General features: G+C 60.9%; 29 protein-coding genes and 1 tRNA gene. 9 read left to right on the forward strand and 21 right to left on the reverse strand.

Annotation, left to right across the window (positions count from 1 at the left end; translation table 11 throughout):
• A partial coding sequence (locus Q4Q11_RS20455) for a gamma-glutamylcyclotransferase (RefSeq protein WP_498570631.1) occupies positions 1-278 on the forward strand: 278 nt, incomplete at its 5' end.
• Positions 279-305: 27 nt separating this feature from the next.
• Here Q4Q11_RS20455 and Q4Q11_RS20460 read toward each other — a convergent pair.
• The 4 genes from Q4Q11_RS20460 to ftsE all read right to left on the reverse strand — a co-directional run bounded on the left by Q4Q11_RS20460 (position 306) and on the right by ftsE (position 3,786).
• Entirely contained in the window at positions 306-1,109 is an 804-nt protein-coding gene (locus Q4Q11_RS20460; protein WP_498570632.1) for a lysophospholipid acyltransferase family protein, read from the reverse strand.
• A 189-nt stretch (positions 1,110-1,298) separates the two neighbouring features.
• Positions 1,299-2,015, reverse strand: coding sequence for a YdcF family protein (locus Q4Q11_RS20465; RefSeq protein WP_498570633.1), 717 nt, complete (start codon positions 2,013-2,015; stop codon positions 1,299-1,301).
• Between the two features lie 75 nt (positions 2,016-2,090).
• Positions 2,091-3,134, reverse strand: a complete 1,044-nt coding sequence (locus tag Q4Q11_RS20470; protein ID WP_498570634.1) for a cell division protein FtsX — start codon at positions 3,132-3,134, stop codon at positions 2,091-2,093.
• Positions 3,127-3,786: a cell division ATP-binding protein FtsE gene (gene ftsE, locus Q4Q11_RS20475; RefSeq protein WP_015341323.1), complete on the reverse strand. Its 660-nt coding sequence runs from the start codon at positions 3,784-3,786 to the stop codon at positions 3,127-3,129. Before ftsE ends, Q4Q11_RS20470 begins: the two co-directional genes overlap by 8 nt.
• A gap of 211 nt (positions 3,787-3,997) precedes the next feature.
• Here ftsE and Q4Q11_RS20480 point away from each other — a divergent pair, with 211 nt between their 5' ends.
• From Q4Q11_RS20480 to Q4Q11_RS20490, 3 genes are all read left to right on the forward strand, one after another.
• On the forward strand, positions 3,998-4,660 hold the full coding sequence (locus tag Q4Q11_RS20480) for a hypothetical protein (protein ID WP_498570635.1): 663 nt from the start codon (positions 3,998-4,000) through the stop codon (positions 4,658-4,660).
• Positions 4,661-4,875: 215 nt separating this feature from the next.
• Positions 4,876-5,424 carry a hypoxanthine phosphoribosyltransferase gene (gene hpt / locus Q4Q11_RS20485; protein ID WP_112504328.1) on the forward strand — a complete coding sequence of 183 codons (549 nt, stop codon included), beginning with the start codon at positions 4,876-4,878 and terminating at the stop codon, positions 5,422-5,424.
• A gap of 158 nt (positions 5,425-5,582) precedes the next feature.
• Positions 5,583-5,942 carry a response regulator gene (locus Q4Q11_RS20490; protein WP_069612925.1) on the forward strand — a complete coding sequence of 120 codons (360 nt, stop codon included), beginning with the start codon at positions 5,583-5,585 and terminating at the stop codon, positions 5,940-5,942.
• A 15-nt stretch (positions 5,943-5,957) separates the two neighbouring features.
• Here Q4Q11_RS20490 and Q4Q11_RS20495 read toward each other — a convergent pair whose 3' ends face one another.
• The 4 genes from Q4Q11_RS20495 to argH all read right to left on the reverse strand — a co-directional run bounded on the left by Q4Q11_RS20495 (position 5,958) and on the right by argH (position 12,061).
• On the reverse strand, positions 5,958-8,720 hold the full coding sequence (locus Q4Q11_RS20495; RefSeq protein ID WP_498570636.1) for a TIGR02302 family protein: 2,763 nt from the start codon (positions 8,718-8,720) through the stop codon (positions 5,958-5,960).
• A 361-nt stretch (positions 8,721-9,081) separates the two neighbouring features.
• Positions 9,082-10,353, reverse strand: coding sequence for a diaminopimelate decarboxylase (lysA, locus tag Q4Q11_RS20500; protein WP_498570637.1), 1,272 nt, complete (start codon positions 10,351-10,353; stop codon positions 9,082-9,084).
• 13 nt (positions 10,354-10,366) lie between these two features.
• Positions 10,367-10,561: an LPS translocon maturation chaperone LptM gene (gene lptM / locus Q4Q11_RS20505; RefSeq protein ID WP_112505293.1), complete on the reverse strand. Its 195-nt coding sequence runs from the start codon at positions 10,559-10,561 to the stop codon at positions 10,367-10,369.
• A 99-nt stretch (positions 10,562-10,660) separates the two neighbouring features.
• Positions 10,661-12,061: an argininosuccinate lyase gene (argH, locus tag Q4Q11_RS20510; protein WP_498570638.1), complete on the reverse strand. Its 1,401-nt coding sequence runs from the start codon at positions 12,059-12,061 to the stop codon at positions 10,661-10,663.
• 23 nt (positions 12,062-12,084) lie between these two features.
• Here argH and tlpA point away from each other — a divergent pair, with 23 nt between their 5' ends.
• Positions 12,085-12,750, forward strand: coding sequence for a thiol:disulfide interchange protein TlpA (gene tlpA / locus Q4Q11_RS20515; RefSeq protein WP_498570639.1), 666 nt, complete (start codon positions 12,085-12,087; stop codon positions 12,748-12,750).
• Between the two features lie 160 nt (positions 12,751-12,910).
• On the opposite strand, the gene Q4Q11_RS20520 is transcribed toward tlpA, so the two are convergent.
• The 6 genes from Q4Q11_RS20520 to Q4Q11_RS20545 all read right to left on the reverse strand — a co-directional run bounded on the left by Q4Q11_RS20520 (position 12,911) and on the right by Q4Q11_RS20545 (position 17,754).
• Positions 12,911-13,789 carry a 3-hydroxybutyryl-CoA dehydrogenase gene (locus tag Q4Q11_RS20520; RefSeq protein ID WP_112504318.1) on the reverse strand — a complete coding sequence of 293 codons (879 nt, stop codon included), beginning with the start codon at positions 13,787-13,789 and terminating at the stop codon, positions 12,911-12,913.
• A 145-nt stretch (positions 13,790-13,934) separates the two neighbouring features.
• Entirely contained in the window at positions 13,935-14,876 is a 942-nt protein-coding gene (locus Q4Q11_RS20525; RefSeq protein WP_112504315.1) for an electron transfer flavoprotein subunit alpha/FixB family protein, read from the reverse strand.
• Positions 14,877-14,901: 25 nt separating this feature from the next.
• Positions 14,902-15,651 carry an electron transfer flavoprotein subunit beta/FixA family protein gene (locus Q4Q11_RS20530; protein WP_112504313.1) on the reverse strand — a complete coding sequence of 250 codons (750 nt, stop codon included), beginning with the start codon at positions 15,649-15,651 and terminating at the stop codon, positions 14,902-14,904.
• A gap of 195 nt (positions 15,652-15,846) precedes the next feature.
• A complete protein-coding gene (locus tag Q4Q11_RS20535) occupies positions 15,847-16,425 on the reverse strand; it encodes a cob(I)yrinic acid a,c-diamide adenosyltransferase (RefSeq protein ID WP_498570640.1) in 579 nt (192 codons plus the stop codon).
• A 170-nt stretch (positions 16,426-16,595) separates the two neighbouring features.
• Positions 16,596-16,799, reverse strand: coding sequence for a twin transmembrane helix small protein (locus Q4Q11_RS20540; RefSeq protein WP_106999177.1), 204 nt, complete (start codon positions 16,797-16,799; stop codon positions 16,596-16,598).
• 121 nt (positions 16,800-16,920) lie between these two features.
• Positions 16,921-17,754, reverse strand: a complete 834-nt coding sequence (locus tag Q4Q11_RS20545; protein WP_498570641.1) for an SDR family oxidoreductase — start codon at positions 17,752-17,754, stop codon at positions 16,921-16,923.
• Positions 17,755-17,865: 111 nt separating this feature from the next.
• On the opposite strand from Q4Q11_RS20545, the gene Q4Q11_RS20550 reads away from it, so the two are divergent.
• Positions 17,866-18,816: a YihY/virulence factor BrkB family protein gene (locus tag Q4Q11_RS20550; protein WP_112504307.1), complete on the forward strand. Its 951-nt coding sequence runs from the start codon at positions 17,866-17,868 to the stop codon at positions 18,814-18,816.
• Here the strand turns inward: Q4Q11_RS20550 and gluQRS are convergent.
• Positions 18,781-19,662 carry a tRNA glutamyl-Q(34) synthetase GluQRS gene (gene gluQRS / locus Q4Q11_RS20555; protein ID WP_498570642.1) on the reverse strand — a complete coding sequence of 294 codons (882 nt, stop codon included), beginning with the start codon at positions 19,660-19,662 and terminating at the stop codon, positions 18,781-18,783. The genes Q4Q11_RS20550 and gluQRS overlap by 36 nt on opposite strands.
• A 43-nt stretch (positions 19,663-19,705) precedes the next feature.
• Here gluQRS and Q4Q11_RS20560 point away from each other — a divergent pair, with 43 nt between their 5' ends.
• The gene (locus Q4Q11_RS20560; RefSeq protein ID WP_498570643.1) at positions 19,706-20,350 is read left to right on the forward strand and encodes a DNA-3-methyladenine glycosylase family protein; all 645 of its coding nucleotides are present in this window, start codon (positions 19,706-19,708) and stop codon (positions 20,348-20,350) included.
• A 112-nt stretch (positions 20,351-20,462) separates the two neighbouring features.
• Entirely contained in the window at positions 20,463-21,020 is a 558-nt protein-coding gene (locus Q4Q11_RS20565; protein WP_112504300.1) for an HNH endonuclease, read from the forward strand.
• 288 nt (positions 21,021-21,308) lie between these two features.
• Here the strand turns inward: Q4Q11_RS20565 and Q4Q11_RS20570 are convergent, their stop codons facing one another.
• From Q4Q11_RS20570 to Q4Q11_RS20595, 6 genes are all read right to left on the reverse strand, one after another.
• On the reverse strand, positions 21,309-21,821 hold the full coding sequence (locus Q4Q11_RS20570) for a disulfide bond formation protein B (RefSeq protein WP_498570644.1): 513 nt from the start codon (positions 21,819-21,821) through the stop codon (positions 21,309-21,311).
• A gap of 18 nt (positions 21,822-21,839) precedes the next feature.
• Positions 21,840-22,433: a YqaA family protein gene (locus tag Q4Q11_RS20575; protein ID WP_113215311.1), complete on the reverse strand. Its 594-nt coding sequence runs from the start codon at positions 22,431-22,433 to the stop codon at positions 21,840-21,842.
• A 205-nt stretch (positions 22,434-22,638) separates the two neighbouring features.
• Positions 22,639-23,406 (reverse strand): DUF1828 domain-containing protein, encoded by a 768-nt coding sequence (locus tag Q4Q11_RS20580; protein WP_498570645.1) that lies wholly within the window; start codon positions 23,404-23,406, stop codon positions 22,639-22,641.
• Positions 23,403-23,849, reverse strand: coding sequence for a DUF6978 family protein (locus Q4Q11_RS20585; protein WP_498570646.1), 447 nt, complete (start codon positions 23,847-23,849; stop codon positions 23,403-23,405). The genes Q4Q11_RS20580 and Q4Q11_RS20585 overlap by 4 nt, the downstream gene beginning before the upstream one ends.
• 163 nt (positions 23,850-24,012) lie before the next feature.
• Positions 24,013-24,097 (reverse strand) — tRNA-Leu (locus tag Q4Q11_RS20590).
• A gap of 143 nt (positions 24,098-24,240) precedes the next feature.
• Positions 24,241-25,539, reverse strand: coding sequence for an MFS transporter (locus Q4Q11_RS20595; protein WP_498570647.1), 1,299 nt, complete (start codon positions 25,537-25,539; stop codon positions 24,241-24,243).
• 233 nt (positions 25,540-25,772) lie between these two features.
• Between Q4Q11_RS20595 and Q4Q11_RS20600 the strand changes: the two genes are divergently transcribed.
• Positions 25,773-26,354, forward strand: coding sequence for a TetR/AcrR family transcriptional regulator (locus Q4Q11_RS20600; RefSeq protein ID WP_498570648.1), 582 nt, complete (start codon positions 25,773-25,775; stop codon positions 26,352-26,354).
• Positions 26,355-26,430: the final 76 nt, after the last annotated feature.

The raw sequence follows: 26,430 nt of genomic DNA on the forward strand, positions 1-26,430 counted from the left end.
TCACCAATGTCTACCTCGAAAAGACACTCCCCATCCGTCTGGCCGACGGAAGGCGCGTGACCGCAGTCGCCTATGTCGTCGATCGCAATCACCGGCAATATGCCGGCTCGCTGGATGCGGTCGAGGCGGCCCATGTGGTGGAGGGAGCCAGCGGGCGCTCCGGTCCGAACGATGCGTATCTCTTCAATACGCTGACGCATCTGCGCGATATGGGCATCCGCGATCACTGGCTCGAGCAGGTCGCCGGCGAGGTGAAGCGGATGCGAAAGGCATCATGAGCCTGTCGCCCAGCACGGAGGGTTTGCTCAAACCGCGGCGGTGACGGGCTTTGCCTTGCTGATTTCGGCCAGACGCCGGGCTGCGGTCGCCGGAAGCGGCAGATGCGGGTTTTCGGCGACGGTCTCGACGAGCAGTTCGTCGCTCGCCTTTTCCGTTTCCTCGATCAGCCGCGCGAAGAAGGCATCGGGATCCATGCCGGCCTCGATCGGCGGCAGGATGCGCACCTTGATATGGCCGGGATATTTGCGGAACGTGCGGCGCGGCCAGAAGAGGCCGGGATGCATGGCAACGGCGACGACGGGAATTCCGAGGTCGCGATACATGCGGGCGATGCCGTATTTATAGACCGGCTCTGCGCCCGGCGGGCGGCGGGTGCCTTCCGGATAGATGATGAGCTGGCGGCCCGTGGCAAGTTCTTCCCGGGTGCGCTTCAGAACGTCGAACATGACCTTGCCGCGCGCGCTGCGGTCCACCGGGATCATGCGCTGCTTGCCGGCATACCAGCCGAACAACGGAATCCACATCAGCTCGCGCTTCAGGATATAGACCGGATCGTCGAGATACGGCAGCAGCGCAAACGTATCCCAGAAGGATTGATGCTTGGGCGCGAAGATGAAGCTGCCTTTGGGGATATTCTCCAGGCCTTCGATCTCGAAGGTGGTGCCGACGATCTTCTCCATCAGCCAAGTGCTGGATTTCGCCCATGCCTTCGGGATCGCATAGGCGGCCTTGCGCGGCATCAGGAAATAGACCGGCGTCAACACGATCATGCGAATGATCAGATTGGCATAGAAGACTGTGTTGAACAGGATCGAACGCAGGATAATCATCGAGGCTTTTCCAATGCACCGGCTTGCGCCAGCATACAAGGGTTTGCCTACACGATTACGGCGTCAATAAAAAGTCGGTGCGTGCGTGGTTTTCGCGTCTTGAGGCGCGTTGTCCCTCCGAGATGCGCTCTTTGCGCTTGAAGCCTTCGATGTCATGCAAAACCGCCGCGCGGTTTGACGCTGCGAGCCTCAGTCGTCGTCCTCGACCGGCTGCCGCGAGCGCAGGCCTATTGGACGCCCGAGGCCGGTCAGGTTACGGGCGCCGGCGAGGAGGACCTTCCCGTATTCGGAGATCATCGTGCGCAATGCATTCGGATCCGTGAACCAGTTCTTGCTCTTCAGGTCGGAATTGACGACCGGGTAGGGAATGAAATCGGTCGAGGGATCGACATATTTCAGTTCCGCGAGGCTGCGTGGCATGTGGTAGTTGTTCGTCACCACGAGAACGCTCTTATAGCCCCTGGCGTGGATCCATTTTGCCGCTTCGCGGGCATTTCCGATCGTATCGAGCGCGTCGTAACCGATGTCGACACAGCAACTGAACAGGCTGGCGGAACTCTGTGTCAACTTGCGGATCTGCGTCGGCGTGGTGGTCGGATGCGCGCCCGATATCAGCAGGCGGTTGCCGGCGCCCGTGCGCAGCAGCTCCACCGCCTGGTCGATCCGCTGATAGCCGCCCGTCAGCACGACGATGGCGTCGGCCTTCGGATCCGCCGGCGGCCTCAGCGTGGTGATCGAATCGGCAAAATGCAGGAAGCCGCCGAAGACGATGGCGACGAGGAAGATGAAGGCGAAGCCGCCCCAGCGCAGAAGACGCCGGAACAGGCTGCGCCGCACGGGCCTGTCGCTGCGGGAGTGCTCCCGCAACGGCTGCGAACTCACGGTCTTGCGAGTCGTCAGGTCCATACTCATGATTCGCTACTATACGCCAATTGCGGCAAGGAACGGGTTGCCGGACGGTAAAAAAACATCGCTACGGCGTCAATTCTGTACACTTTCCGTCCTTCCGGGGTCGGAACGGATCAAATCGATCTCGTAGATCGTGCGCATGACGGTGAAGCGAGCCGTCAGCGTCGTCAGCATTGCGATGACGATCATGGTGGCGAGAATGCCGACATAGCCAAGAGCGCCGACCGAGAAGGTTCCGAAAAGCGCGGTCGCCTGGTCAGTCTGCGGCGTGGCGATCGTATGGCTTTGCAGGATGCCGGCTATCGCGAAGAACAGGGCGGCAAGTGCGCTGCCGGCTGCCGATCCTTTGAGGCTGATCTTCAGGAAATGCTTCTGAAATTCATTGGCAACGAAGGTGCCTTCGGCCCCGACGAAATGCAGCACCTCGACGATATGGCGATTGCCCGACAGCGCGCCGCGCGTGGCGAAGACCACGGTCAGGACCATGGCGGTAAAGACCAGCAAAAGGACGCCGGTGCCGATGAGAACCGTGGTATGCGCCATCGACACGAGCCGGTCGACCCAGGTGCGATGGTCGTCCAGGCTCGCCTGCGGGATCTGCGCCTTGAGCAGGCTGCGCATCGCCTCGAAGTCAGGCGGATGGGTTTCGTCGATGGTGATGATGACGAGACGCGGGACGGGCAGTTCCTTGATGTCGAGGCCGGCGCCGAGCCAAGGCTCGAGCAGGCGCGCGGTCGCCGCCTCGTCGACGATCTGGCCGGACTTGGTGCCGACGAAGCCCATTGCGATATCGCGTGCGCTGACGAGCGCCTTTTCCATGTCGAGATTGTCGTCCGGCTTGATCTGGATGGTGATCTCGCGGGAAATCTGGCTTTCCCAGCTCGCCGCCGTCGAGCGCACCATGCTGACCGCGCCGAGCGTCAGGCAGGCGAGAAAGGCCATGATGGCGATGACGACGATCAGCGCATTGCCCTGAATGTTGGAGGAGGGCACGATCGGTCCCGTAGGGCGCACGCGCATCTCCGGACGCTTTCGCTCCGCCGGTGCCGCGGGCGGTTGCCGTGGCTGCGCGGTCCTGACGTTCGGGGTGTTCCTGCGGGGAGTGGGCTCAGTCATAGATATCGAGATGCCCCCCCGATAGAATCATGCGCCTGGCCTCGATCTGGTCCATCAGGGCAAGATCGTGCGTGGCAATGACGACGGCGGTGCCGAGACGGTTAAGCTCCAGAAACAAATTGAGCAGCCGGCGCGCCATCGGCGGGTCGACATTGCCGGTGGGTTCGTCGGCAAGCAGGATTTCCGGGCGGTCGATGAGCGCGCGGGCGATAGCGGCGCGCTGCTTCTCGCCGCCCGAGAGCACCGGCGGCAGCACATTGATGCGCTCGCCCAGGCCGACCCATTTCAGCAGTTCCAAGACGTCGGTGCGATAGGAGCTTTCATCCTTGCCGCGCACGCGCAAGGGCAGGGCGACGTTTTCGTAGGTGGTGAGATGCTCGAGCAGCCGGAAGTCCTGAAAGACGATGCCGACGCGGCGGCGCAGCAGCGGCAGTTCGTTGCGGGGTATCGAAGAGATTTCCCGATCGAACATGCGGATCAGCCCGCGCGTCGGCTGCAGCGACATGAAGAGCAGCCGCAGCAGCGTCGTCTTGCCGGCGCCGGAGGGGCCGGTCAGGAACTGGAACGATTTTCGCGGAATGTCGAAGCTCAGGTCGCGGAGGATCTCCGGACCCATGCCGTAGCGCAAACCGACGTTCTCAAAATGAATCAACGGGCAGTCCAGTCTTCCGCAGTGTTCAATCGGGCGACTTGTTAACCAACGGCGTTAACAGCCGGTAAATTTTTCTGGAAAGGCGCCCAATTCATGGCGTTCTTTGCGAAGCATTAATCATTAAAATTTACGACTGGGCAGGATTCGTTTCAATGCCCAGATTGGCAATGGGCGTCGAAACCATGTGGATCACCGCAAACGGGAGGCCATCATGGGCGCTTTTCGCCACCGGCAACAGCAGGCGAGGCTGGTTTACGACCTCATTCCGCCCGAACGCGGATCGGGATCTGGCCGGGCGCACCGCTTCCTGCCGGAGCCCGATATCGTCGATGCGGAATTCGTGACCGTCTCGACCGGGCGCGGGAGAACCGCATCCGGCGTCAACATGCGTTATGGCGGACGCCGATCAAAGCCGCAGCCCGCGACGCGCGGAGCCGTCTTTTCGCGCATTCTGTTTGTCCTGCGTGTCGCCGAGGAGGTCCTGCAGCAGGCATCGCGGCGCAGTTTCGTGGCGCTCATCGTTTCCCTTGCAATATTGATCTTCGGACTTTCCGGCGGCTTTTCCGGACTCTCCGGCGTACCCGCCGAGGCGACGGCCGATCCGCTGCAGTTCTCGCATGTGACGCTGACGCCACGGGACGAGAACGGTTTGCGCCTATTGAAATTGAATGGCGTCATCGAGAATGTCAGCGGCGCGACGCTTTCGGTTCCGCTGGTGCGTGCCGATCTCTTCGCCGGAAATCAGCTTATCAGGAGCATCGTCGTCGATACTCCGGTCGATCGTCTCGGACCGCATGAAAGCCGCGGATTCTCGACGCGATTGCAGCATCCCGGCGGAAAAACGCCGGATGTCCGGCTTTCCTTCATGCCTTAGCCTGATGCCGAAAGGTGTGTGCGGTTTTCAGCGACAATCATGTTCCGTCTATTCGATTCCGGAGCGGATGCGGATTTCAGGTCGAATCGAACTAGAATCATCCATCTCTGGGGTGTGTCCGGGCGGCTGATTGTGCTACGGGCTACTGCATAATTCCTTAAATCGGTTCGGATCTAAGGATAAAATTATGCAGCAGCCATGGAGCATGCCAATCAATGCCTGTCGTACGCGGGAAGAACATCGAGCCGCTTTTCACCGCCGAGCAGATTGCCGAGCGCAATCACGCCATGGCAAAGGAAATCGCCAAGGGGCCGACGAAAGATCTCCTCGTCATCGCGATCCTCAAGGGTTCGTTCATCTTTGCGGCCGACCTGTTGCGTGCGCTGCATGAGACGGGGCTTGCGCCCGAAGTCGAATTCATCACCCTTTCGAGCTACGGTGCCGGCACGACGTCTCAGGGTGTGCGTATCGTCAAGGACATCGACAGCGACGTTCGCGATCGCGACGTGCTTTTGATCGACGACATCCTGGAATCGGGCCGTACCCTGCGTTTTGCCAAGGAATTGCTCTATGAGCGCGGCGCCCGCAACGTCACGCTGGCCGTGCTGCTCGACAAGAGCGTAAAGCGCCAGGAAGAGCTGGAGGCCGATTATGTCGGCTTCGAATGCCCCGATTATTTCGTCGTCGGCTACGGCATGGATGTCGCCTACGCCTTCCGTGAACTGCCCTTCGTCGGCGTCGTCACGGGCGACGCCGAGGTCTGATTCTGGGTTAATACGGGCGGCGTGTCCGCCTGTCCCATTCTGCTTCAGAAATCACGACTCGTTAACCACGGAGCCGATCGCCCTCCCGTCGTTTACCTATCGCAAACGGAATTCTGGTGATTTCGGTCGCGGAACATGACGGACCAGGAGCACAGGCCATGGCAAAAATTCTGATCACGGAAGACGAAGATTCGCTTCGCACCTTCGTCGCTCGCGCGTTGCGGCTGGACGGTCACGAGACCGAAGAGGCAGCCGATGGCGCCGAAGGCTTGGAGAAGCTGAAGCAGGGCGGCTACGACCTGCTGCTGTCGGATATCCGCATGCCTGTCATGGACGGCATCGAGCTTGCCCATCAGGCGCATTCGACCTGCCCCGGCATGAAGATCCTGCTGATGACCGGCTATGCGGAGCAACGCGAACGCGCCGACGACCTCATGGAAAAAATCGTCGATGTCGTCGCCAAGCCCTTCGCGCTGCCCGACATCCGCAAGGCCGTCGCACGGGCGCTGGCTGCCTGATTCGTTCCGTTCGTCCTATTGCGCCAGATCCAGCAGGCGTTCCAGGTAGCGTCGCTCTTCGCTGAGTGATGGATTGTTGCTCAGTCGCTCGCGAATGGCATCCAGAATTTCACGGGCGCGCTCTGCGCCGATAATATTCGGCACCATGTCTTTATCGGGACTGTCCAGGGGACCGCTGTCCCGCATCCGGCCGAGCGGATCGCGGCCGTTCTGATTGCCCTGGCCCATCTGGCCTTGCATCTGCCCCTGACCCTGGCCTTGCCCCTGCTGCTGCATCTGGGCCATGAGCTGGTTCATCATCTCGCGGGTGCCCTTGCGCAGGGCGTCCAGGGCACGGCCCTGGCCTTGCACGGCGCCTTCGCCATTGCCTTCGGCGAGCTGGCCCGAGGCGCCTTTCATCTCCTGTTGCGCCTTGCCGTAATTCTGGTTCGGCTTCATGCCCAGCGAGCCGAGATTTTTCTGCAGCTCGCCGAGCTGCTTGCCGAGATCGTCCTGCTGCTGGCGCAGCTGCTTCAGCGCATCCCGCAGCTGATCGGCCGTCATATTGTCGGTGGGATCGTTGCCCTTCTGGCCCTGCTGTTTCTGGTCTTGCTGGTTCTGGCCTTGCTGCTGATCCTGCCGGCCCTGATTCCGCTGGCCCATATCCGGGCGCATCTGATCGTTCAGGCCGGGCATGGGCTGGTCGGTCAGGCCATCGCCGTCCTCGTTGGGATCGCCACGCTGCATGCGATCGCGCATAGCCTGGTCGAACTTGAAAGTCTGATCCATAAGCTTCTGCTGATCGCGCATGATGCGGCCGAGCTTGTCCATCTGCTCGCGCATCTTGTCGTTTGCTTCGCCCTGCTGTTGCTGCTGTCCGCGCTGCGGCCTGCCGGCCTGCAGGCTGTTCATCAGCTGCTGGAGCTCGGAGAGCATCTGCTGCGCGGCCTGGCGATTGCCGGAACGGGCAAGGTTCTCGATCTGATCCATCATGCGCTGCAGGTCCTGCTGGCGCAGGATATTGGCTGAGCGCTGATTGGGCTGGGCCGGCATGTTGCGCATGCGCTCGGCCAGCTCCTTCATATAGGCGTTCATCGCCTTGCGCAGCTCGTCGGTCAGCTTCTTGATCTCGGCATCGGAGGCATTGCGCTGCAGCGCGTCGGAAAGCTTCTGCTGGGCGTCCCGCAGGGCTTTTTCCGCCTCGGTCAGCTGCGCGTCTTCCATGCCGAGCGCGATCTGCCAGAGATAATCGGCGGTATCCTTGAGCGACGCTTCGCTGCTTGCGAGCTGCATGCGCGTCAATGCCGATTTGATCGCAAGATAATTGCCGAGATCGGGAATGGTTTCTTCCGGGCGGATGGTGAGCGACCTGTTGAGCTCGATCGCTTCCGGCATCTTGCGGGTATCGAGCGCAAAGACCTGCCGCTCCTCCGCCACGGCGGCGGCGAGCGGCTGGCTGAAATTGCGCGACGGCAGCACCATCTCGTAGGGCGCGCTGCGGCCGGTCTGGCCCGCGCCGTCCCTGGCAACCAGGGCGATGCGGACGCGCTTGCCGGCAAGCGGATCCTGCGTCAGATCGTGGCTTGCCAGACCCTTGCCGTTGCGACGGTCGCGGCGTGGAATCTCCAGCTTGTATTCCGGCAAGCCGTAAAGCGGGGTGGCGGCCGCGTCGGATTCGACCGGCATGATCTCGGCATGGGCTTCCTCGACGCCGTAGTCGTCCTTGACCTTGAAGCCGAGTTCCAGCGCGCCGCTGGAGGTTGCGTGCGGAATGCCGTCGAAGGTGATCTCCGGCGGCTTGTCGACGACGACATTGAAAGACCAGGACTTGCCGTTGACGGTCAGTTCGCCGCCTTTTTCGAGCTTGAGGAGGTGGGTGCGGGCAACCATTCCGTCAGCGGCCTGGATATTGCCTCCGCCTGTCGCGGCGGGCGGCACGGCAGGAGGAATTGCAGGCGTTGCGCCGGCCGGGCCTTGCTTGTCGGCATCGGCGGCCTGCTCGGGAACATCGACACCCTTGCCGGCGCCCATTGCCCGAAACATCACTTTCTCGTCGGCAGACGCGCCCGAGACACGCACCGTAAGCTCGGAGAATTGCGGGACGTTCAGGCTGTTGCCGGCATTGTCGACATTGCCGGTCAGATAGATCGGCGCTTGGCCCGTATAATAGGGCGGAGTGACCCAGGCATCGACGCGGATGTCCGGATTGTTCGAGGCGGACGCCGGTGCGGTGAAGACATCGCTCAGCGAGCCGCCGCTATTGGACATGGAAAAGCTGAAAGCCGTCACCAGCAGCAATGCGGGAATGGCGCGCAATGCGAAGCGGTCGTAACGGGTAATATCCGGCCTTGGCAGGCCGGCATCCAATGCTGCGATGCGCTCGGCCATGCGGGTCTGGTGCTCGCGCCAGAGCGCGCGGGCAAAGGGGGTGTCGAGCGCCGGCTCGTCCTCCTGCACCGTGACAGGCTGGTGTGCGAGGCCGTTGCGCTCTTCCAGCAGCCGATCAGCCTCCGCGGTGTCCGGCCAGCGTAGCCGGCGCAGCGGATGGAGGGAGACGGCAAAGCCAATCGCGAAGACGGCAAGCATCAGGAAGCGGGGAGCATCCGGCGCGATGCGGAAAATGCCGAACCAGGCGGCAGACAGGAACAGAGCCAGAATGGATGCCGGCAGCAGCAGCCGCGGCAGAAGCTGTTCGCTGACCAGCACCATCTGCGCAAAGAAACGCTTGACCGCAACCATGCGCGCCAGCGCCGGACGGGTGGCGAAAGCGCCCTTCTTGGGGTTGCTGGGGCTGCTCATCGGTCCGGTCTTCTCCCGATCTGACGTTGATGGCCAGAGCATGATGCCGAAAAGTGTGAGGGGATTTCGGACGACATCATGCCCTACTTCTTTGATTCAAGGGCGGATTCAGATTGTAGATCGATTCGATCTACAATCATCCGGCTCTAGCGGCGCCCTTTGGCGATGGCGCGGCGTCCCACACGCCCACGCACGCGGCGCCCGGCGAGACGCCATTCGATCAAAGATAACATTCTTTGTGGCGAAGACGAGGGCAACGGATGCGAAAGGCTGTTTTTTCATCGGACTTCGCCGAAACGTGATCTGGGCAGGCGGGACGAATATCCTCCCTGTTCTGCCCAGATTCGCCGGATGAAGCCGATTATCCCTCAAGCCAGGCCGGGATCGAATCCAGTCCGATCAGCTCCTCATAGGTTCCGCGCGGGCGGATTACATGGAAATCGCCACCCTTGACCAGCACTTCCGGAACCAGAAGCCGGCTGTTGTAGGTACCGGCCTGCACGGCGCCATAGGCACCGGCCGAACCGACAGCAAGGAGATCGCCGGGCTTCGGCAGCGCCATCTCGCGGTCGAGCGCCAGGTAATCGCCCGTTTCACAGACCGGGCCAACGACATCGGCCTTGATGAGCGGTGTGCCGGCATCGCTAAGCGCAACCGGCCGAATCTCGTGATAGGCCTCATAGAGCGTCGGGCGGATCAGGTCATTCATGGCGCCGTCGACGATGACGAAGTTCTTGTTGCCGCCGTCTTTCACATAGACGACTTCCGTCACCAGGATGCCGGCATTGCCGACGATCAGGCGGCCAGGCTCGGTGACGATCCTGCAGCTGAGGCCGCGCAGCTGGTTCTTGACGATCTCGGCATAGGCGTCCGGCAGCGGAGGCGGGTTGTTGTCGTCGCGATAGGGGATGCCGAGGCCGCCGCCGATATCGACATGATGGATATCGTGGCCGTCGCTTCGCAGGGTTTCCACGAGATCGCGCAGCAGCTTGAAGGCGTCATCGAAGGGCTGCAGTTCGGTGATCTGGCTGCCGATATGCATGTCGATGCCGGTGACGCTGATCCCCGGTAGGGTGGCGGCACGGCCATAGACTGCGCGTGCGCGCTCCCAGGAAATGCCGAATTTGTTTTCCTTCTTGCCGGTCGAGATCTTCGCGTGCGTGCGGGCATCGACATCCGGATTGATGCGGAAGGAAACGGGAGCCACCTTGCCGGCCCGGACCGCGCGCTGGTTCAGCACTTCGAGTTCCGGTTCGGATTCGACGTTGAAGCAGTAGATGCCCGCTTCGAGTGCCGCGTCCATTTCCTGCGCGGTCTTGCCGACGCCGGAAAACATGATGCGGCTTGCCGGAATGCCTGCGGCCAGCGCACGGCGCAGCTCGCCGACGGAGACGACATCGACGCCGGCGCCGAGCCGGCCGAGCGTCTTCAGCACCGCCTGGTTGGAATTGGCCTTCATGGCGTAGCACACCATGGCATCGACATCGCCGAAGGCTTCCGCGAAGACGCGATAGTGGCGCTCCAGCGTTGCCGTCGAATAGACGTAGAAGGGGGTGCCGACCGCCTTGGCGATCTCTGGAACCGGAACACCCTCAGCGTAGAGGATGCCGTCGCGATACTCAAAATGGTTCACTGTCGCTGCCTAATCAGAGAAGCGGATCGAGGAAGAACTTCTTGTCCTGGGTGCCGGGTTCCTTGGCCGGCTTGTTGACATCGCCGCCCTTGGTCGCGTGAGCACTCGGTGGATCGAGCTCGCCTTTGCGGCCGCATCCGACGACGGCAAGGCCGATGACCGAAAGCACCACGGTCAGGCGGATGATATGCGGCATGTTGATCTGCATCGAAATCCTCTTGGGCGGCAAACGCGGAAGCAGTCCTTCATAGCGAAGTTTCCGGACCTTGTGCACCCTGATTGTTGATCGTGATTTTCGCCGATTTCCTCAGTTGCGGGCGCGCCAGAAGGCGATCTGCTTGCGCACTTCGGAAGGTGCCGTGCCGCCGAAGCTCTTGCGGCTGGCGACCGACGCCTCGACCGTCAGGACATCGAAGATCTTGTCGGTGATATCAGGATGGATCGCCTGCAGGTCTGCAAGCGAAAGCTCCGCCAGCCCGCAGGATTTGCTTTCGGCAAGCGCCACGGCGCGGCCCGTCACGTGGTGGGCATCGCGGAAGGGCAGGCCTGCCTCGCGCACCAGCCAGTCGGCAAGGTCGGTCGCGGTCGAATAGCCGGAGCCGGCGGCAGCCTTCATGCGGGCGGTATTGATCGTCATGTCGCGCATCATGCCGGTCATGGCGGCAATGGCGAGTTCCAGGCTTTCGGCGGCGTCGAAGACCTGTTCCTTGTCTTCCTGCATGTCCTTGGAATAGGCAAGCGGCAGGCCCTTCATGATGGTGAGCAGCGCCACCAGCGAGCCGTTGATGCGGCCGGTCTTGGCGCGCACGAGCTCGGCGGCATCCGGGTTCTTCTTCTGCGGCATGATGGAGGAGCCGGTGGAGAAGGCGTCGGAGAGGCGCACGAAACCGAACTGCGGCGTCGACCAGATGACGATCTCTTCCGCAAGCCGCGACAGATGCATGCCGGCGATCGCGGCGATCGACAGGAATTCGAGGGCGAAATCGCGGTCGGAGACCGTGTCGATCGAATTGCGGGTGGGCTCGCGGAAACCGAGCGCCTTGGCCGTCATGTGGCGGTCGATCGGGAAGCCGGTGCCGGCAAGGGCCGCGGCGCCGATCGGCGATTCGTCCATATGCTCGATGGCATGGCGCACGCGCGAGCGGTCACGGCCGAACATCTCGACATAGGCCATGCAATGGTGGCCGAAGGTAACGGGCTGCGCCGTCTGCAGATGGGTGAAGCCGGGCATGACGGTTTCGGCATGCTCTTCGGCGCGGTCGAGGAAGGCTGCGATCAGCTCCGTCAACGCCTGCTCGCATTTCTGCAGCTCTTCCTTCACCCACAGGCGGAAATCGAGCGCCACCTGATCGTTGCGCGAGCGGGCGGTGTGCAGGCGGCCGGCGGCCGGGCCGATCAGGGTCGCAAGCCGCGCCTCGACGTTCATGTGGATGTCTTCGAGACGGCGGGAGAATTCGAAATTGCCGCTTTCGATCTCTGACAGGATCGTGTTCAACCCGTGAACGATCTTGTCTTTATCGTCGGTTGAAATGATGCCTTGATTGGCGAGCATGCTCGCATGCGCGATTGAGCCGCGGATGTCCTGAGCAAACAGCTTCTTGTCGAAACCGATCGAGGCATTTATCTCCTCCATGATCGCCGCGGGGCCGGAAGCGAAACGCCCGCCCCACATCTGGTTGGAGGATTTGGTGTCCGTGCCGTCAGTCATGAGATGCCCACCTGGAGAATGAAATGACAGCAAAGAAGCCGTTCGGTCTGCCGTCCATGAAACTCGTTGTACTTGCCGCCGTCGCCGGGATTATTGCCGGTGCGGCAGCGGTATACGTGAAGGAGGCAGGGTATGGCAATGGCGTTGGTAAAACGGCTGCGGCCGATCAATGCGGGACGGCCAAGGATCGCGCCGCAGTTCTGACGCCTTTCACCAAGGGCCAAGTCGCCGCCATGAGCGTGCCGCCGGCGCCGATCTCACTCAAGGATATTTCCTTCAAGGGCGCGGAGGGCCAGCCGCTGTCGATCGGCAGTTTCTCGGGCAAGACCGTGCTGCTCAACGTCTGGGCGACTTGGTGCGTGCCGTGCCGCGAGGAAATGCCGGCGTTGAATGCCCTTGAGAAGAGTGTCGGCAGCGACAAGTTCGAAGTTGTCGCCATCAACATCGACACGGGCGACGAAGAGAAGCCGAAAGCCTTCCGCACCGAATATGCGATCGACAAGCTCGGCTATTATCACGACAATACAATGGGCGTGTTCAACGCGCTGAAGAAGCAGGGCTTGGCCTTCGGCCTGCCGGTGACGCTGCTCATCGATAACAAGGGCTGCCTGCTCTCGGCCATGAACGGGCCGGCGGCCTGGGACAGCGAGGACGCGAAGGCGTTGGTGAAGGCCGCGGCGGGGATTTGATTTTCCTCCTTCTCCCCTCGGGGAGAAGGTGCCTGGTAGGGCGGATGAGAGGGAGTGTGCCATAGCAAACGCGTGACTCGGTAAGCAGCACCGTTTCGCCGGTAATGCCCCCTTACTCCGCGCTGCCGCGCGCCCCTTTTCCCGATGGGGTGAGGGTGTTTTACCGTGTCGGAACTGGCGTTTCGCCGCGGTAGTCATAGAAGCCGCGGCCCGATTTGCGGCCGAGCCAGCCGGCTTCGACATATTTTACCAGGAGCGGGCAGGGACGGTATTTGGAGTCGGCAAGCCCGTCATGCAGCACCTGCATGATCGAAAGGCAGGTATCGAGGCCGATGAAGTCGGCAAGCTGCAGCGGACCCATCGGATGGTTGGCGCCGAGCCGCATGGCGGTATCGATGGCGTCGACCGTGCCGACGCCTTCGTAGAGCGTGTAGATCGCCTCGTTGATCATCGGCAGCAGAATGCGATTGACGATGAAGGCGGGGAAATCCTCGGCGACGGTGATCGTCTTCTCAAGCGATGCAACGTAGGTCTTGGCGGTGGAGAAGGTCGATTCGTCGGTGGCGATGCCGCGCACCAGTTCCACGAGCTTCATGACCGGAACCGGGTTCATGAAGTGGATGCCCATGAAGCGTTCAGGACGGTCGGTAGCGGAGGCAAGGCGGGTGATCGACAGCGACGAGGTGTTGGTGGCGAGCAATGCCTCGGGCTTCAGCACCGGACATACCTGCGCATAAATCTTGCGCTTGACGCTTTCGTCTTCCGTTGCCGCCTCGATGGCAAGATCGACCTGAGCGAGATCGTTGAGATCGGCGGAGCCGGAGATGCGGGAGAGGGCCGCCTTGCGCTCCTCGTCGCTCGTCTTGCCGGAGGCGACCTGACGGGCGAGATTGCCGTTGATGGTGGCAAGTCCGCTTTCGATACGATCCTGCGAGAGATCGTAGATATGGACCTTATAGCCGGCCATCGCGGATACATGCGCGATGCCGCAGCCCATCTGGCCCGCGCCGATAATACCGATCGTCTTCAGCGAACTCATTGCCAACTCCCCGGCGCGCTCCTGGCGATGCGCTATGCTTTTTAACCCAAATTTGCCGGGCCATTTCTAGCCCGGCAAAGATTGATAGACCTATAAGAGACGATTTTCCAGTCTCTCGCAACTGCGAGAAAGGCGGCGGGCGCGATCAAAGCGCCTTTTGCAATTCCGGCAGGGCGTCGAAGAGGTCCGCAACGAGGCCATAGTCGGCGATCTGGAAGATCGGCGCTTCCTCATCCTTGTTGATGGCGACGATGACCTTGCTGTCCTTCATGCCGGCCAGATGCTGGATGGCGCCGGAAATGCCGCAGGCGATGTAGAGCTGCGGTGCCACCACCTTGCCGGTCTGCCCGACCTGCCAGTCGTTCGGCGCGTAGCCGGCATCGACGGCCGCGCGGGAGGCGCCGACGGCGGCGCCCAGCTTGTCGGCAACCGGAAGGATCACTTCCCTGAACTTCTCGGCAGAACCCAGCGCACGGCCGCCCGAGATGATGATCTTGGCGGAGGTCAGCTCCGGACGATCCGAGGTCGACAAGGCATCGCCAACGAAGGTGGAAAGGCCGGGATCGGCTGCTGCCGACACCGTCTCGATCGCAGCCGAGCCGCCTTCGGCAGCGGAAGCAAACGAAGCGGTGCGCACGGTGATGACCTTCTTGGCGTCGGTCGACTGTACCGTCTGGATGGCATTGCCGGCATAGATCGGCCGCTTGAAGGTATCGGCGGAAACGACTTCGATGATCTCGGAGACCTGGGCGACATCGAGCAGGGCGGCAACGCGCGGCAGCACGTTCTTGCCGACCGAGGTCGCAGCCCCGATGATGGTGTCGTAGGAACCGGAAAGCGAAACGATCAGTGCCGCCAGCGGTTCTGCGAGATTGTTGGCAAGACTTGCATCCTCGGCAACCAGCACCTTGGAAACGCCGGCAAGCTTGGCCGCCTCACCCGCCGCAGCCTGGGCACCGGCACCGGCAACGAGCACATGAACGTCGCTTCCCTGGTCCTTGGCGATCTTGGTTGCTGCCGTCAGCGCCTTGGCGGTCTGGTCGGAGAGGTGGGCATTGTCGTGATCAGCCAGAAGAAGAATGGCCATATGTCTTACTCCTCGTTCGGACTGGTTACAGCACGCCGGCTTCGGTCTTGAGCTTTTCGACGAGCTCGGCAACCGATCCGACCTTGACGCCCGCCTTGCGGCCGCCGGGCTCCTCGGTCTTCAGCACCTTCAGCCGCGGCTCGGTCGAGACGCCGAAATCGGCCGGGCTCTTCTTGTCGAGCGGCTTCTTCTTGGCCTTCATGATGTTCGGCAGCGACGCATAGCGCGGCTCGTTCAAGCGCAGGTCTGACGTGACGACGGCCGGAAGCTTGACTTCGATGGTCTGCAGGCCGCCATCGACTTCGCGGGTCACCTTGGCGCTGCCCTCGCCGATCTCGATCTTCGAGGCGAAGGTGGCCTGGGCCGTGCCCAACAGGGCCGCCAGCATCTGGCCAGTCTGGTTCGAGTCGTCGTCGATGGCCTGCTTGCCGACGATGATGAGACCCGGTTGCTCGGCCTCCGCCACGCCCTTCAGGATCTTGGCGACGGCCAGCGGCTCGACTTGATCGTCGGTCTCGACGAGGATGGCGCGGTCGGCGCCCATGGCGAGTGCGGTCCTCAGCGTCTCTTCAGCCTTGGCCGGCCCGATCGAAACGACTACCACTTCTTCCGCCTTGCCGGCTTCCTTGAGGCGCAGCGCCTCTTCGACCGATATCTCGTCGAACGGGTTCATCGACATCTTCACATTCGCAAGCTCAACGCCAGAACCATCCGGCTTCACGCGGATCTTTACGTTGTAGTCAACGACCCGCTTAACGGGAACCAGTATCTTCATGGAATCCTTCCTTCAACATGACCGCCCGAGAACATGCGCTGCTTAGCGCCATTCCATTTGTCGAATGGCGACATGGATACGCGTTTTTTTCCCAATTACAACGCTTCCAGGCCGCAGAGAGACGAATTGCCTGAAAGGCATAAATAACGTTTACGTCAACGTCAATACATATGCGCGACCGATTGACGGATGCCGCTACCGATTCTTGCCGGGAACCCAGAGCACGTCGGCGCGGCCACGGTCATTGGCATGGCGTGCGGCGACGAAGAGGAAATCGGAGAGCCGGTTGACGTATTTTAGCGCCTCCGGGCTCACGCGTTCGCCTTGCTCACGCGACAGCGCCACCATCAGGCGCTCGGCGCGCCTGGCAATGGTGCGGGCAAGGTGTAGATGGGCGGAGGCCGGGCTCCCTGCCGGCAGAACGAAGGATTTCAAAGGCCCGAGATCGGCGTTGAGCAGGTCGATATCGTGCTCCAGGCGTTCGACCTGATGGTCGACGATGCGCAATGGTTCATAGGGCAGAGGCTCATCGGCTTCCGGCGTCGAAAGATCGGCGCCAAGATCGAAAAGATCGTTTTGAATGCGCATCAGCATGGCATCGAGATTCGGCATGTCGGCCATTTGCAGCCGGGCGACGCCGATGACGGAATTGGTTTCGTCTATCGTGCCGTAGCTTTCGACGCGCAGGTCGTGCTTCAGCCGCCTCGGGCCGGCGGCAAGGCCTGTCGTGCCGTCGTCGCCGGTCCTGGTATAGATCTTATTGAGCTTGACCATCGTATTCCTGTGGTTAGAGCCTTTCGCTTTTCTTAGGGTCGCGAAACGCTCTAACCCTTTGTTCAACGCAATTCCGGACGGAAAACCGCTGCGCACTTTTCCTGGAATTGCTTTCGAGCATGATGCCGAAAAGTGTTAGCGGTTTTCGGGCGACATCAAATCATCCGGCCCTAGGCCGGGCGGCCGCCGCCCGTCAGCCAGAGCGTCAGCATGATCAGAATGACCGCGACCGCCTGCAGCAGGACGCGCAGCTGCATCAGCCGGTTCGAAAGGTTCGGATTATCGCCTTTCATCATGTTCAGCAGGCCGCGAACGAGAACGATCGCGACAAGTCCCATGACAATGATGGCGGCGGTATAGGTAAAAGTAGACATGGCTCCTCCATCCTTGTCTTTCAGAGCGGCTCGGTCCTTCGTCGAAGCTCCGAGCCATTCCATTTCATGATCTCTATGCAATTCCGCGCGAAAACCGTTCTGCGCTTTTCCTGGAATTGCTTCAGTCCAGCCGGCGCATCAGACGATAGAAAAGGTTAGCCGGCAATAGCCTTTTCAGGAGGACACCCTGCTTGGCGGGCGTCGTTACCAGATAATGTGGGCGCGGATTTCTGACATTCAAAGCCGATTTTAGCACATCATAGACCGCTTCTGGGCCTAATTTGTGCTTACTGATCGGGCCTGATCCGTCCAGCCGCCTGAGCTGCCTGCGATATTCCACAGCATGTGCCGAGCCTTCGAGGTCGATGTGCTCGTTGATCTTGGCGAGCGCGTTGACGGTAAACTTGGTCGCGATCGGGCCGGGCTCGATGAGGCTCACATGGATGCCGCTATCCTGCAACTCCATTCTGAGCGTAATCGTCAACCCTTCCAGCGCGAATTTCGAGGCCGTGTAGGCGCCGCGGAAACGATAGGGAACCAGTCCGAGAATGGACGAGCAATTGACGATGCGGCCATGGCCCTGCTTGCGCATCAGCGGCAGGATTTGGCGCGTCAGCTCGTGCCAGCCGAAGAAATTCGTCTCGAACTGCTCGCGCAGCACATCGGTCGCAAGATCCTCGACGGCGCCCGGCTGCCCATAGGCGCCATTGTTGAAGAGGGCATCGATGCGGTCGCCCGTGCGTTCGCGTACCGTCGCCACGGCAGCGGAGATGGTATCGGGCCTTGTGTAGTCGAGAAGCAGCGCTTCGATGCCGTCGGCTTCGAGCGGGGCGAGATCTTCCTGCTTGCGCACGGTCGCGAAGACGTGCCATCCGTCATCGCGCAACGCCCGGGCACAATAGGCGCCGATTCCCGAGGAGCAACCAGTGATGAGGATCGTGCGTTGTTCCGTCATGGGAAGATGATTCCTGTACAAACCGGAACCCGTTTCCCATATTCAGGGACCCGATACAATCGGCAAGCGGCGGCATAAGCCGCATGAATGCCGACGCCGAGCGGAGATGGAATGCCGACAGTACTGCGGACGATTTACAAGGTGATCTACGACGCAGTGTTCCATTTCGTCGAGGATGACGGGTTTGCCATGGCAAGCCATGTCGCGCTGTCGACGCTGCTTGCGGTTTTCCCCTTCCTGATCTTCGGTACGGCGCTGGCAAGCTTTCTCGGTGCCAGTCAATTTTCGTCAACGGCCGTGCACCTGATTTTCGACACCTGGCCGGAGACGATCGCCAAGCCGCTCGCCGACCAGGTCGTACAGGTGCTGACCATCCCGCGCGGCGGTCTTTTGACGGTGTCCGTGCTTGCGGCCGCCTATTTCGCTTCGAACGGCGTCGAGGCGCTGCGGATATCGCTGAACCGCGCCTATCGCGTGCTCGAAACCCGGCCCTGGTATTTCAACCGCCTCGCCAGTCTTGGTTATGTGCTCATTGCCGTGCTGATCTTTGCCATCCTCAGCATCCTGCTCGTCGCCGTGCCGCTCGCGCTCAATTACACCCGGCAATGGCTGCCCAAGCTCGCCGACATTCTCGACATCGTCTTCAGCTGGCGGATCTACGGCACGATCTTCCTGCTTTTGGCCGGCCTGATGATCCTGCATCTTTGGCTCGCGGCCGGGCGCAGGCGGGTGCTCGACGTCATCCCCGGCGTGTTGCTGACATTGGTGTTCTGGTCGATCGGCGCTCTGCTCTTTGCCTATTATCTCTCGACCTTCGCCAATTACACCGCCACCTATGCCGGTCTGGCATCGGTGATGATCGTGCTGATTTTTCTCTATATGCTCGCGGTGATCTTCATCATGGGGGCGGAAATCAATGCGGCGCTGATGAAATTTCGGGTGCGGCGGCTGCTTTTCGGCAAGGCGGCAAGCCGTGCCGCTGCCGAAGTGCCAGCGGAAAAGCAATCTTCCGAAACAAGGAGCGAATCAGAGGCCGATGCGGCGGCGAAGCTCCGCCGGTGAGAGGCCCCGTCTGCGCCATTCCGCAATGCCCGTATCACCCATGCTCTTGGAAAGCTTCCTGCCATCGCTGCCGAGGAGGAGGCGATGGTGGTGATAGAGCGGCTGCGGCAGGCCGAGCAGCGTCTGCAGCAGGCGATGGATCGACGTGGCGTGGAAGAGGTCCAATCCGCGCACGACATGGGTGATGCCCTGCACGGCATCGTCGACGACAACAGAGAGATGGTAGCTGGAGGGAGCATCGGAGCGCGACAGTACGACATCGCCCCAGGCGGCCGGATCGGCAAGGATGGTGCCCGTCTCGCCATCGCCGCTTTCCTGCCAGTGCAATGGTTCGTCTACCGCTGCAAGCGCCTTTCGCATGTCGAGACGCCACGCATGTTTCATGCCCGACGCCAGCAGGCGCTGCCGCTCGGCATCGCCGCGCTCGCGATCGTCGGAGGGATAAAGCGGCGTGCCGTCCGGATCGCGCGGCCATGACGTGCCATCCGCCTCGAAGGAGTTGACGCGAGCCTTGACCTCGCCGCGGGTCAGAAAGGCGGGATAGACGAGGCCGCGGTCTATAAGCGTCTGCAGCGCCGCCTGATAGGCCGGAAAATGTTCGGACTGCCGCCGCACCGGCTCCTGCCAGCGAAGACCGAGCCAGGAAAGATCGGTATAGATACCCTCTTCGAAATTGGGTGTGCAGCGCGCCTGATCAATGTCTTCGATGCGCAGAAGGAAATCGCCGCCGCTTTTCTGAGCCATGTCGTGATTGAGGATCGCCGACAGCGCGTGGCCAAGATGCAGGGCGCCGTTCGGGCTCGGGGCGAAGCGGAATTTCGGCTTTTGACGGGGAATCTCGATCATGCTTTCTTCTGCCACGAATTGAAACCGAGGACTACGAGGCGCCATGCAGATCATTCGCGACGAGCGCGATATCGAACAGGGGCTGGCTGCGCTGCTGGAGATCGATCCGCGCCTGCGGCCCGTTGCCGCAGAGGCGGGCAGCTTGCCGCTGCGCCTGCGCGAACCGGGCTTCGAAGGGCTTGCCCACATCATCGTTTCGCAGGTGGTCTCTCGCGCCAGCGCCGATGCGATATGGGGGAAGATGATCGCGGGCATGGGGCAGGTGACCGCGCAAGGCTATGCCGGTCTCGAGCCGGAGGCATGGCGGACCTTCGGCCTGTCGCGAATCAAGCACGAGACGCTTTACCGCGTGGCTGAAGCCGTTGTCGGCGGCAGCCTCGATCTCCATGCGCTCAGCGCGGAATCACCTGACAAAGCGCTTGCCGAGCTGACATCGATCAAGGGAATCGGCCCCTGGACGGCCGAGGTCTACCTGATGTTCTGCGGCGGTCACGCTGATGTGTTTCCGGCCGGCGACGTGGCGCTGCAGGCGGCCGTCGGCATGGCTTTCGGCCATGACGCCAGGCCCTTGGCCAAGGCCGTCGCTCGGGAAGCCGCGGCTTGGGCGCCCTGGCGCTCGGTCGCGGCCCGGCTCTTCTGGGCCTATTATGCCGTGAAAACACGCCGGGATGCGCTGCCTATAGTTTAATCGGCCGCCTCCTCGAAATCGCCTTTATGCGCTGAATTTATTGGACTTCACAATCCTGTAACAACCGGCCTAATATACAAGATGCAGATGCCGAATCGATCAGGAGGGTTCCTTGACGATTGCAGTCTCCCCGCAGTCCCTGCCGGCGCTCGTGCTGAACGCCGACTACAGACCGCTGAGTTACTATCCCTTGTCGCTCTGGTCCTGGCAGGACGCGATCAAGGCGGTTTTTCTTGACCGTGTGAACATCATCGCAGAATACGATCAGTGCGTGTCCTCACCGAGCTTCTCGATGCGGCTGCCGAGCGTCGTATGCCTGAAGACATATGTGCAGCCGTCCCGCAATCCCGCCTTCACCCGCTTCAACGTCTTCCTGCGCGACAGGTTCGAATGCCAGTATTGCGGCTCGCACGACGACCTGACCTTCGACCATGTCATCCCGCGCGCCCATGGCGGCGAGACGACCTGGGAGAACGTGGTCGCCGCCTGTTCGCCGTGCAATCTACGCAAGGGCAGCAAACTGCCGAGACAGGCCGGCATGTTTCCGGCGCAGAAGCCATACCAGCCGACCGTGCAGGACCTGCACAATAACGGCCGCCTGTTCCCGCCGAACTATCTGCACGACAGCTGGCTCGACTATCTCTACTGGGATTCGGAACTGCAGCCGTAAGGGCTTTTCGGTTGGTGTGAATATCGCTGCGGCGGCTTTATGTGAGGAGAGTGCGACACCCCCCTCTGTCGTTGTCGCGACATCTCCCCCACAAGGGGGGAGATCGGTAACTCGCGGTACCTTCCCGACCTGAATCGACTATCTGCTGTCGTTGTGCTTACTTGCTTCGTAGCGAGGTGCGGCATACTCCCACCAATCTCCCTCCCTTGTGGGGGAGATGTCACGAAGTGACAGAGGGGGGGTATCAGAGCTGCGGCATAGGAGAGGTTACGGCAGCGCTCCCGAAAATCAACCCGCCTTCTTCGCCCCCACAAACGCTATAGCCGCCAGGATCACGCTGGCGATCACGTTCCATCCGGCCATCGACAGGCCGAGGATGCGAAGTGCCGCTTCCGTGCAGGAAGGGCCTTTGATGGTGTTCAGCTGGCCGAGCAGGTCGCCGGCATTCTGCGTGACGCTGCTGGCCGAGGTGGAACAGGTGGTCGGGCCTTCCCAGAAGTGCCATTCGACGCCGGCGTGATAGACGCCGATGCCGCCGCCGACAACCATCATGAGGCCAGCGATGATGAGGAGCCCGCGGGTGATCCAGGAGGGCAGACCGGCGACTGCCGTGAGCACAGCGATGATGGCGACCGGGATGCCGTAGTAATAGGGCTGGCGCTGCTCCAGGCAGAGCGCGCAGGGAATATAGCCGCCGATATACTGGAAGCCGAGTGCCGAGCCGATGACGACGATCATGCCGATCGTCAGCAGGAGGCCATAGCCGAGGCCGGCGCGGGAGGAAGGCGAAATCGTGGACATGCGTTGGAGGCTCCTTGGTCAGCTCGCCAGGGCAAAATGGAAGACGGCGTAGAGGGCAATGAGAACGGCGGCTACTGCCATGGTGATCTGGCCCAGGCGCTTCTCGATGAAATGGCGGATGGATTCGCCATAGCGGCGCAGCAGGAAGGCCAGGAGGAAGAAGCGGGCACCGCGGGCGACGATGGCCGAGACGATGAACAGGCCGAGATTGATATGGGCGACACCGGAGAGGATCGTCACCACCTTGATCGGCGGCAGATGCGCGAGACCCGATGTGACCAGCAGCAGGAGCACCCATTCATAGGTGATGCCGGCGCTCATCTGGTTGAAGGCGTCGAGCTTGCCATAGAATTCGAGGATCGGCTTGGCGATGGTCTCGAAGGCGTAATAGCCGAGCATCCAGCCGGCAATGCCGCCAAGCACGGAGGCGACCGTCGCCGTCAGCGCGTAGCGCCAGGCGCGCTCGGGCTTGGCAAGCGACATCGGCAGGAACAGGACATCCGCTGGAACGAGAAAGATGGAGCTCTCGACGAAGGCGATTACCGCCAACCAGATTTCCGCCGATTTGCGGCCGGCAAGCGACATGGTCCAGTCGTAAAGTCTACGAAGCATGAAGGCCCCTTTTTGCTGCGTTGCAAACCTTTAGGGGGCAGGATTATGGCTGTAAATGGTCGGGGACTGACGGAAATGGCGGAAAGGCAAAATTTTTCGTGATGGTGGGGATGTTGGACCCAGCCGATCGGCCGGCAAGATCGGTGTCAAGTATCCGAGGGTCTTCGTTGATCGCGTGGAGAGCGAGTCCAATGCAGGCGTTGGGTCAGGCAGCCAGAGCCTCTCGAAAGTCATCGCGCTTGGACCAGCGAACAGATTCAATCGCGTAAGCCCCCAAAGCATCGAGCGCGCCGCCTGAGAGTGGCCGCTGATCATTGACGAATGTATACAGTTTTGCACCTTCGGGACGGGCTTTCCGAGTGTCAGACCATGCGAATATTGCTGCTTCGATTCTATCGCGCGTCGGATTTGCGATGGTTTTTAGCAGTCTTTCCGGCGCGTTTCTGGATTTTGGAACGACCGCTTCAAACACATGGTCAAAGCCTGTTTGGCCAGAAAACTTCGCTCGCGGAGTGTAGCGAATGTCATTCTGATCAAGCCACCCGTAAACGTCTTCCACAAAGAGATTGTGGACCTGAGACTGAGCCAACATAAACATATCGCTGACAGCCAAGACCGCCTGCAACAACGAGTGCTTCTTAGAGGCGAAATCGGCCTCGGTCGTTGTTACCTCCAAAGAGCGACCGACGCGTTGAACGCCGAAGCCGTTTAATGTTGTAGTAAGAAGGGCCTTGCGCTTCGGGCTGTTATCAATGTCACAACCGGAGTCGGTAAGATCGTTGATTGTGTAGCTATCATCTGTGAGCACGATCTGATCACCCTTTCGGCGTGCGTAGAGTTGGATCATATCGTTGTGGTGGTCAACAAAAGGGGTGGTGATTTCGTGCCACCCTTGGGTGAGTTCACGAACTTGGGTCTTATCAGAAAGCCAGTTGCGATAACTTTCGACTAGTTCCGGTATGGACTTCGTCATGCGAGCAAATCCGATGTAATCTGAGGTGGCGATATGACATTAAAATAAGTCAAAAAATCTTGACATACAGCTTTAAGATTGGCGAGGTCGGAAAAAACGCCATCAGGTAATGAATAGGCCCACTTGTCCCCGTAGCCCTCTCGATAGAGATGAAGGTGAGGACAATCGATCTCCTCACCGTTGGGATTTCTATGAGGTGAGCCATTCAAGTCGAGGCGTGCCAAGATTACGTTTCCTCTGGCGCGTCCGTTGAAGGTGCACTTATAAAGTGCAATGCTTCTTCGGTTGACGTCAACATTAAAGTTCTCTTTTTCATCCGCACTTAGAAGTGGTATCGACAACCGCTCGCCTTTTGCAGGGAAGCGATACGTTGCCCCAACCTCCGCATGCTTTTCCATCCCCATCAACGCATCTGCCTCGGACTGAGATAAATGTTCAGCCATGTCTTAGCCTTCGTGGTCATACTTGTTCCCACTAATGGTTGTATCAACAATGTATGAATTGAACGTCAACCAAGCTTAGTGGTAAGTTTGGATATGGCTGAGGAAAGGCTCGAGTAGCTAAGATTCAGTGTTCACGCAACATCGTCAATGATGAGGAGGTTTTTGGTGCCCCATGCCGGAGTCGAACCAGCACTTCTTTCGAAACTCGATTTTGAGTCGAGCGCGTCTACCAATTCCGCCAATGGGGCAACGGGGTACTGACGAGGCGGCTGTCTAGCATGTGATCGGCGGGGCGCGCAAGCCGGGTTGGCAGATATTGCGAGTGTTTCCGCAGGGTTGCGGTTTGGCCCATGGCGCGGGTGGACGCCACGGGTTTTTTGCCGTTTGAGGCTCAGTGCGCCATGGCCGGGCCTTTGGTGGTGGAGCCGGATTTTTGCAGGGTGATCGCGAGGATCGCGGCAAGCAGGCAGAAGGCGCCGGCGACGAAGAAGGCGGGGAGATACGTGTTCAGCTCCGTGCGGGTGAGGCCGGCGCCATAGGCGGCGGTGGCGGCGCCCAGCTGGTGGCCGGCGAAGACCCAGCCGAAGACGAGTCCGGCCTTTTCTCGGCCGAAGCGGTCGGCGGCGATCTTGACGGTCGGCGGCACGGTGGCGATCCAGTCGAGGCCATAGAAGACCGCGAAGATCGACAGGCCGTAGAAGGTGAAGTTGCTGAAGGGCAGGTAGACCAGCGACAAGCCGCGCAGACCGTAATACCAGAAGAGCAGCCAGCGATTGTCGAAACGGTCGGAAAGCCAGCCGGAGCCGATCGTGCCGAAGAAATCGAAGATGCCCATGACGGCAAGCACGCTGGCGGCGGCCACAGGTACGATGCCGAAATCGCCGCAGAGGGTGACGAAATGCGTCTGGATCAGGCCGTTGGTCGACAGGCCGCAGATGAAGAAGGTGGCAAACAGGACCCAGAAGGTCGAGGTCGCGGATGCTTCGCGCAGGGTTGCGATCGGCGAGGCGAGCGCGGCTTTCAGGTTCTTGGTGGCAGCCGGCGGCGGCGTGATGTGAATCTCGCCGACCAGCGGCAGATTGACGTCCGAGGGGCGGTCCCGCATCAGGAGCAGCACGACGAGGGCGGCAACGACGATCATGCAGCAGACGAAGAGAACCGTGGTGCGCCAGCCGTAGCGCGTCGTCAGCTCCGCCATCAGCGGCAGAAAGACGAGCTGTCCCGTGGCCGAGCTCGCCGAGAGCATGCCGATCACCAGACCGCGATGCTTGGTGAACCAGCGCGTCGAGACGGTCGCCGCCAGCACCATGGCTGTGAGGCCGGTGCCGAAGCCGATGATGATGCCCCAGCAGAGCAGCAGCTGCCAGACCTGCGTCATGAAGAGCGAGCCGATGAAGCCGACGCCGATGGTCGCCAATGCGAAGACGATGACCTTGCGCACGCCGAAATGGTTCATGAAGGCGGCGGCGAAGGGACCCATGAGGCCGAACAGCAACAGGCGGACGGCAAGTGCCGAGGAAATGGAGGAGGTGCTCCAGCCGAATTCGTCCTCCAGCGGTTTGATGAGCACGCCGGGCGCGCCCATGGCGCCGGCCGTGACCAGCATGGTGAGGAAGGTGGCGGCGACGACGACCCATCCGTAATGGATGTTGCGCCGGGCGAGCGTCGAAGCGAGAGCGGTGGAAACCATGAGGTGCGTTCCAATCAGTTTGGGTATCTTGGCGTCAGGATCGGGGCTTGCGGAAGCGCTTGATCGCGGACGCTTGGGGGTAGCGTATCCGCTTCTAGCACCCTGCCGTTCTCCCGGCTTGAACGTTTGTGTAAAGGCATTTACATGATTGCTATCATATTTGTTGCATATTGATGATGGTCATCATATAAATTGTCAATACAGATTTATTGATGTTCTGATGGAGTTTTTTGATGAGAGTGAGCCGGGAGAAATTCGCCGAGAATCGCGAGAAGATCCTTGCTGTCGCGGGCGAGCTTTTCCGCGAGAAGGGTTTCGACGGCATCGGCGTCGCCGAGATCATGAAGGCGGCGGGGCTCACGCATGGCGGCTTCTACGGCCATTTCGATTCGAAGGACGAGCTTGCCTGCGAGGCGAGCAAGGCGCTGGTGGCCCGTTCGCTCGAGCGCTGGAAAGAGGTCGCGTCAAGCTCGCCGGATCAGCCGCTGGAAGCGCTGCTCGCCCATTATCTCTCACATCGCAATGTCGTCGAGCATGCGACCGGCTGCGTTTTCGCTGCGCTGACGCAGGAGGTCAGTCGCCATGGCCCCGAGATGCAGTCCACCTTCACCGGGGGGCTGATGGGGCTGGTAGAAGTACTTGAAGAGATTGTGCCCGGCGAAACGCCGGAGGAGCGCCGGCGCAAGGCCTTTGCCAGCCTTTCGGCCATGGTCGGTGCCGTCATCCTGGCACGCGCGATGGACAATTCCGAACTGTCGCAGGAGTTTCTGTCAGCGACCCGGCAGGAGCTGTCGCCGCCCGCCGAAAACAGTTGATCTAGTTGTGAGCTTTCGGGAGGTTGTCCATTCGGAGCGGATTTGGGAGACTGGAGTTACCACACCTCAGTTTTCC

This window comes from Rhizobium sp. UFLA01-1127 (genome assembly GCF_059803845.1).

Bases quoted from the DNA above. Each gene is read 5' to 3' on its own strand.
- Q4Q11_RS20460 (WP_498570632.1), bottom strand. From the start codon at position 1,109: ATGATTATCCTGCGTTCGATCCTGTTCAACACAGTCTTCTATGCCAAT.
- Q4Q11_RS20465 (WP_498570633.1), bottom strand. From the start codon at position 2,015: ATGGACCTGACGACTCGCAAGACCGTGAGTTCGCAGCCGTTGCGGGAG.
- Q4Q11_RS20470 (WP_498570634.1), bottom strand. From the start codon at position 3,134: ATGACTGAGCCCACTCCCCGCAGGAACACCCCGAACGTCAGGACCGCG.
- Q4Q11_RS20480 (WP_498570635.1), top strand. From the start codon at position 3,998: ATGGGCGCTTTTCGCCACCGGCAACAGCAGGCGAGGCTGGTTTACGAC.
- hpt (WP_112504328.1), top strand. From the start codon at position 4,876: ATGCCTGTCGTACGCGGGAAGAACATCGAGCCGCTTTTCACCGCCGAG.
- Q4Q11_RS20490 (WP_069612925.1), top strand. From the start codon at position 5,583: ATGGCAAAAATTCTGATCACGGAAGACGAAGATTCGCTTCGCACCTTC.
- Q4Q11_RS20495 (WP_498570636.1), bottom strand. From the start codon at position 8,720: ATGAGCAGCCCCAGCAACCCCAAGAAGGGCGCTTTCGCCACCCGTCCG.
- lptM (WP_112505293.1), bottom strand. From the start codon at position 10,561: ATGCAGATCAACATGCCGCATATCATCCGCCTGACCGTGGTGCTTTCG.
- argH (WP_498570638.1), bottom strand. From the start codon at position 12,061: ATGACTGACGGCACGGACACCAAATCCTCCAACCAGATGTGGGGCGGG.
- tlpA (WP_498570639.1), top strand. From the start codon at position 12,085: ATGACAGCAAAGAAGCCGTTCGGTCTGCCGTCCATGAAACTCGTTGTA.
- Q4Q11_RS20520 (WP_112504318.1), bottom strand. From the start codon at position 13,789: ATGAGTTCGCTGAAGACGATCGGTATTATCGGCGCGGGCCAGATGGGC.
- Q4Q11_RS20525 (WP_112504315.1), bottom strand. From the start codon at position 14,876: ATGGCCATTCTTCTTCTGGCTGATCACGACAATGCCCACCTCTCCGAC.
- Q4Q11_RS20530 (WP_112504313.1), bottom strand. From the start codon at position 15,651: ATGAAGATACTGGTTCCCGTTAAGCGGGTCGTTGACTACAACGTAAAG.
- Q4Q11_RS20535 (WP_498570640.1), bottom strand. From the start codon at position 16,425: ATGGTCAAGCTCAATAAGATCTATACCAGGACCGGCGACGACGGCACG.
- Q4Q11_RS20540 (WP_106999177.1), bottom strand. From the start codon at position 16,799: ATGTCTACTTTTACCTATACCGCCGCCATCATTGTCATGGGACTTGTC.
- Q4Q11_RS20545 (WP_498570641.1), bottom strand. From the start codon at position 17,754: ATGACGGAACAACGCACGATCCTCATCACTGGTTGCTCCTCGGGAATC.
- Q4Q11_RS20550 (WP_112504307.1), top strand. From the start codon at position 17,866: ATGCCGACAGTACTGCGGACGATTTACAAGGTGATCTACGACGCAGTG.
- gluQRS (WP_498570642.1), bottom strand. From the start codon at position 19,662: ATGATCGAGATTCCCCGTCAAAAGCCGAAATTCCGCTTCGCCCCGAGC.
- Q4Q11_RS20560 (WP_498570643.1), top strand. From the start codon at position 19,706: ATGCAGATCATTCGCGACGAGCGCGATATCGAACAGGGGCTGGCTGCG.
- Q4Q11_RS20570 (WP_498570644.1), bottom strand. From the start codon at position 21,821: ATGTCCACGATTTCGCCTTCCTCCCGCGCCGGCCTCGGCTATGGCCTC.
- Q4Q11_RS20575 (WP_113215311.1), bottom strand. From the start codon at position 22,433: ATGCTTCGTAGACTTTACGACTGGACCATGTCGCTTGCCGGCCGCAAA.
- Q4Q11_RS20580 (WP_498570645.1), bottom strand. From the start codon at position 23,406: ATGACGAAGTCCATACCGGAACTAGTCGAAAGTTATCGCAACTGGCTT.
- Q4Q11_RS20585 (WP_498570646.1), bottom strand. From the start codon at position 23,849: ATGGCTGAACATTTATCTCAGTCCGAGGCAGATGCGTTGATGGGGATG.
- Q4Q11_RS20595 (WP_498570647.1), bottom strand. From the start codon at position 25,539: ATGGTTTCCACCGCTCTCGCTTCGACGCTCGCCCGGCGCAACATCCAT.
- Q4Q11_RS20600 (WP_498570648.1), top strand. From the start codon at position 25,773: ATGAGAGTGAGCCGGGAGAAATTCGCCGAGAATCGCGAGAAGATCCTT.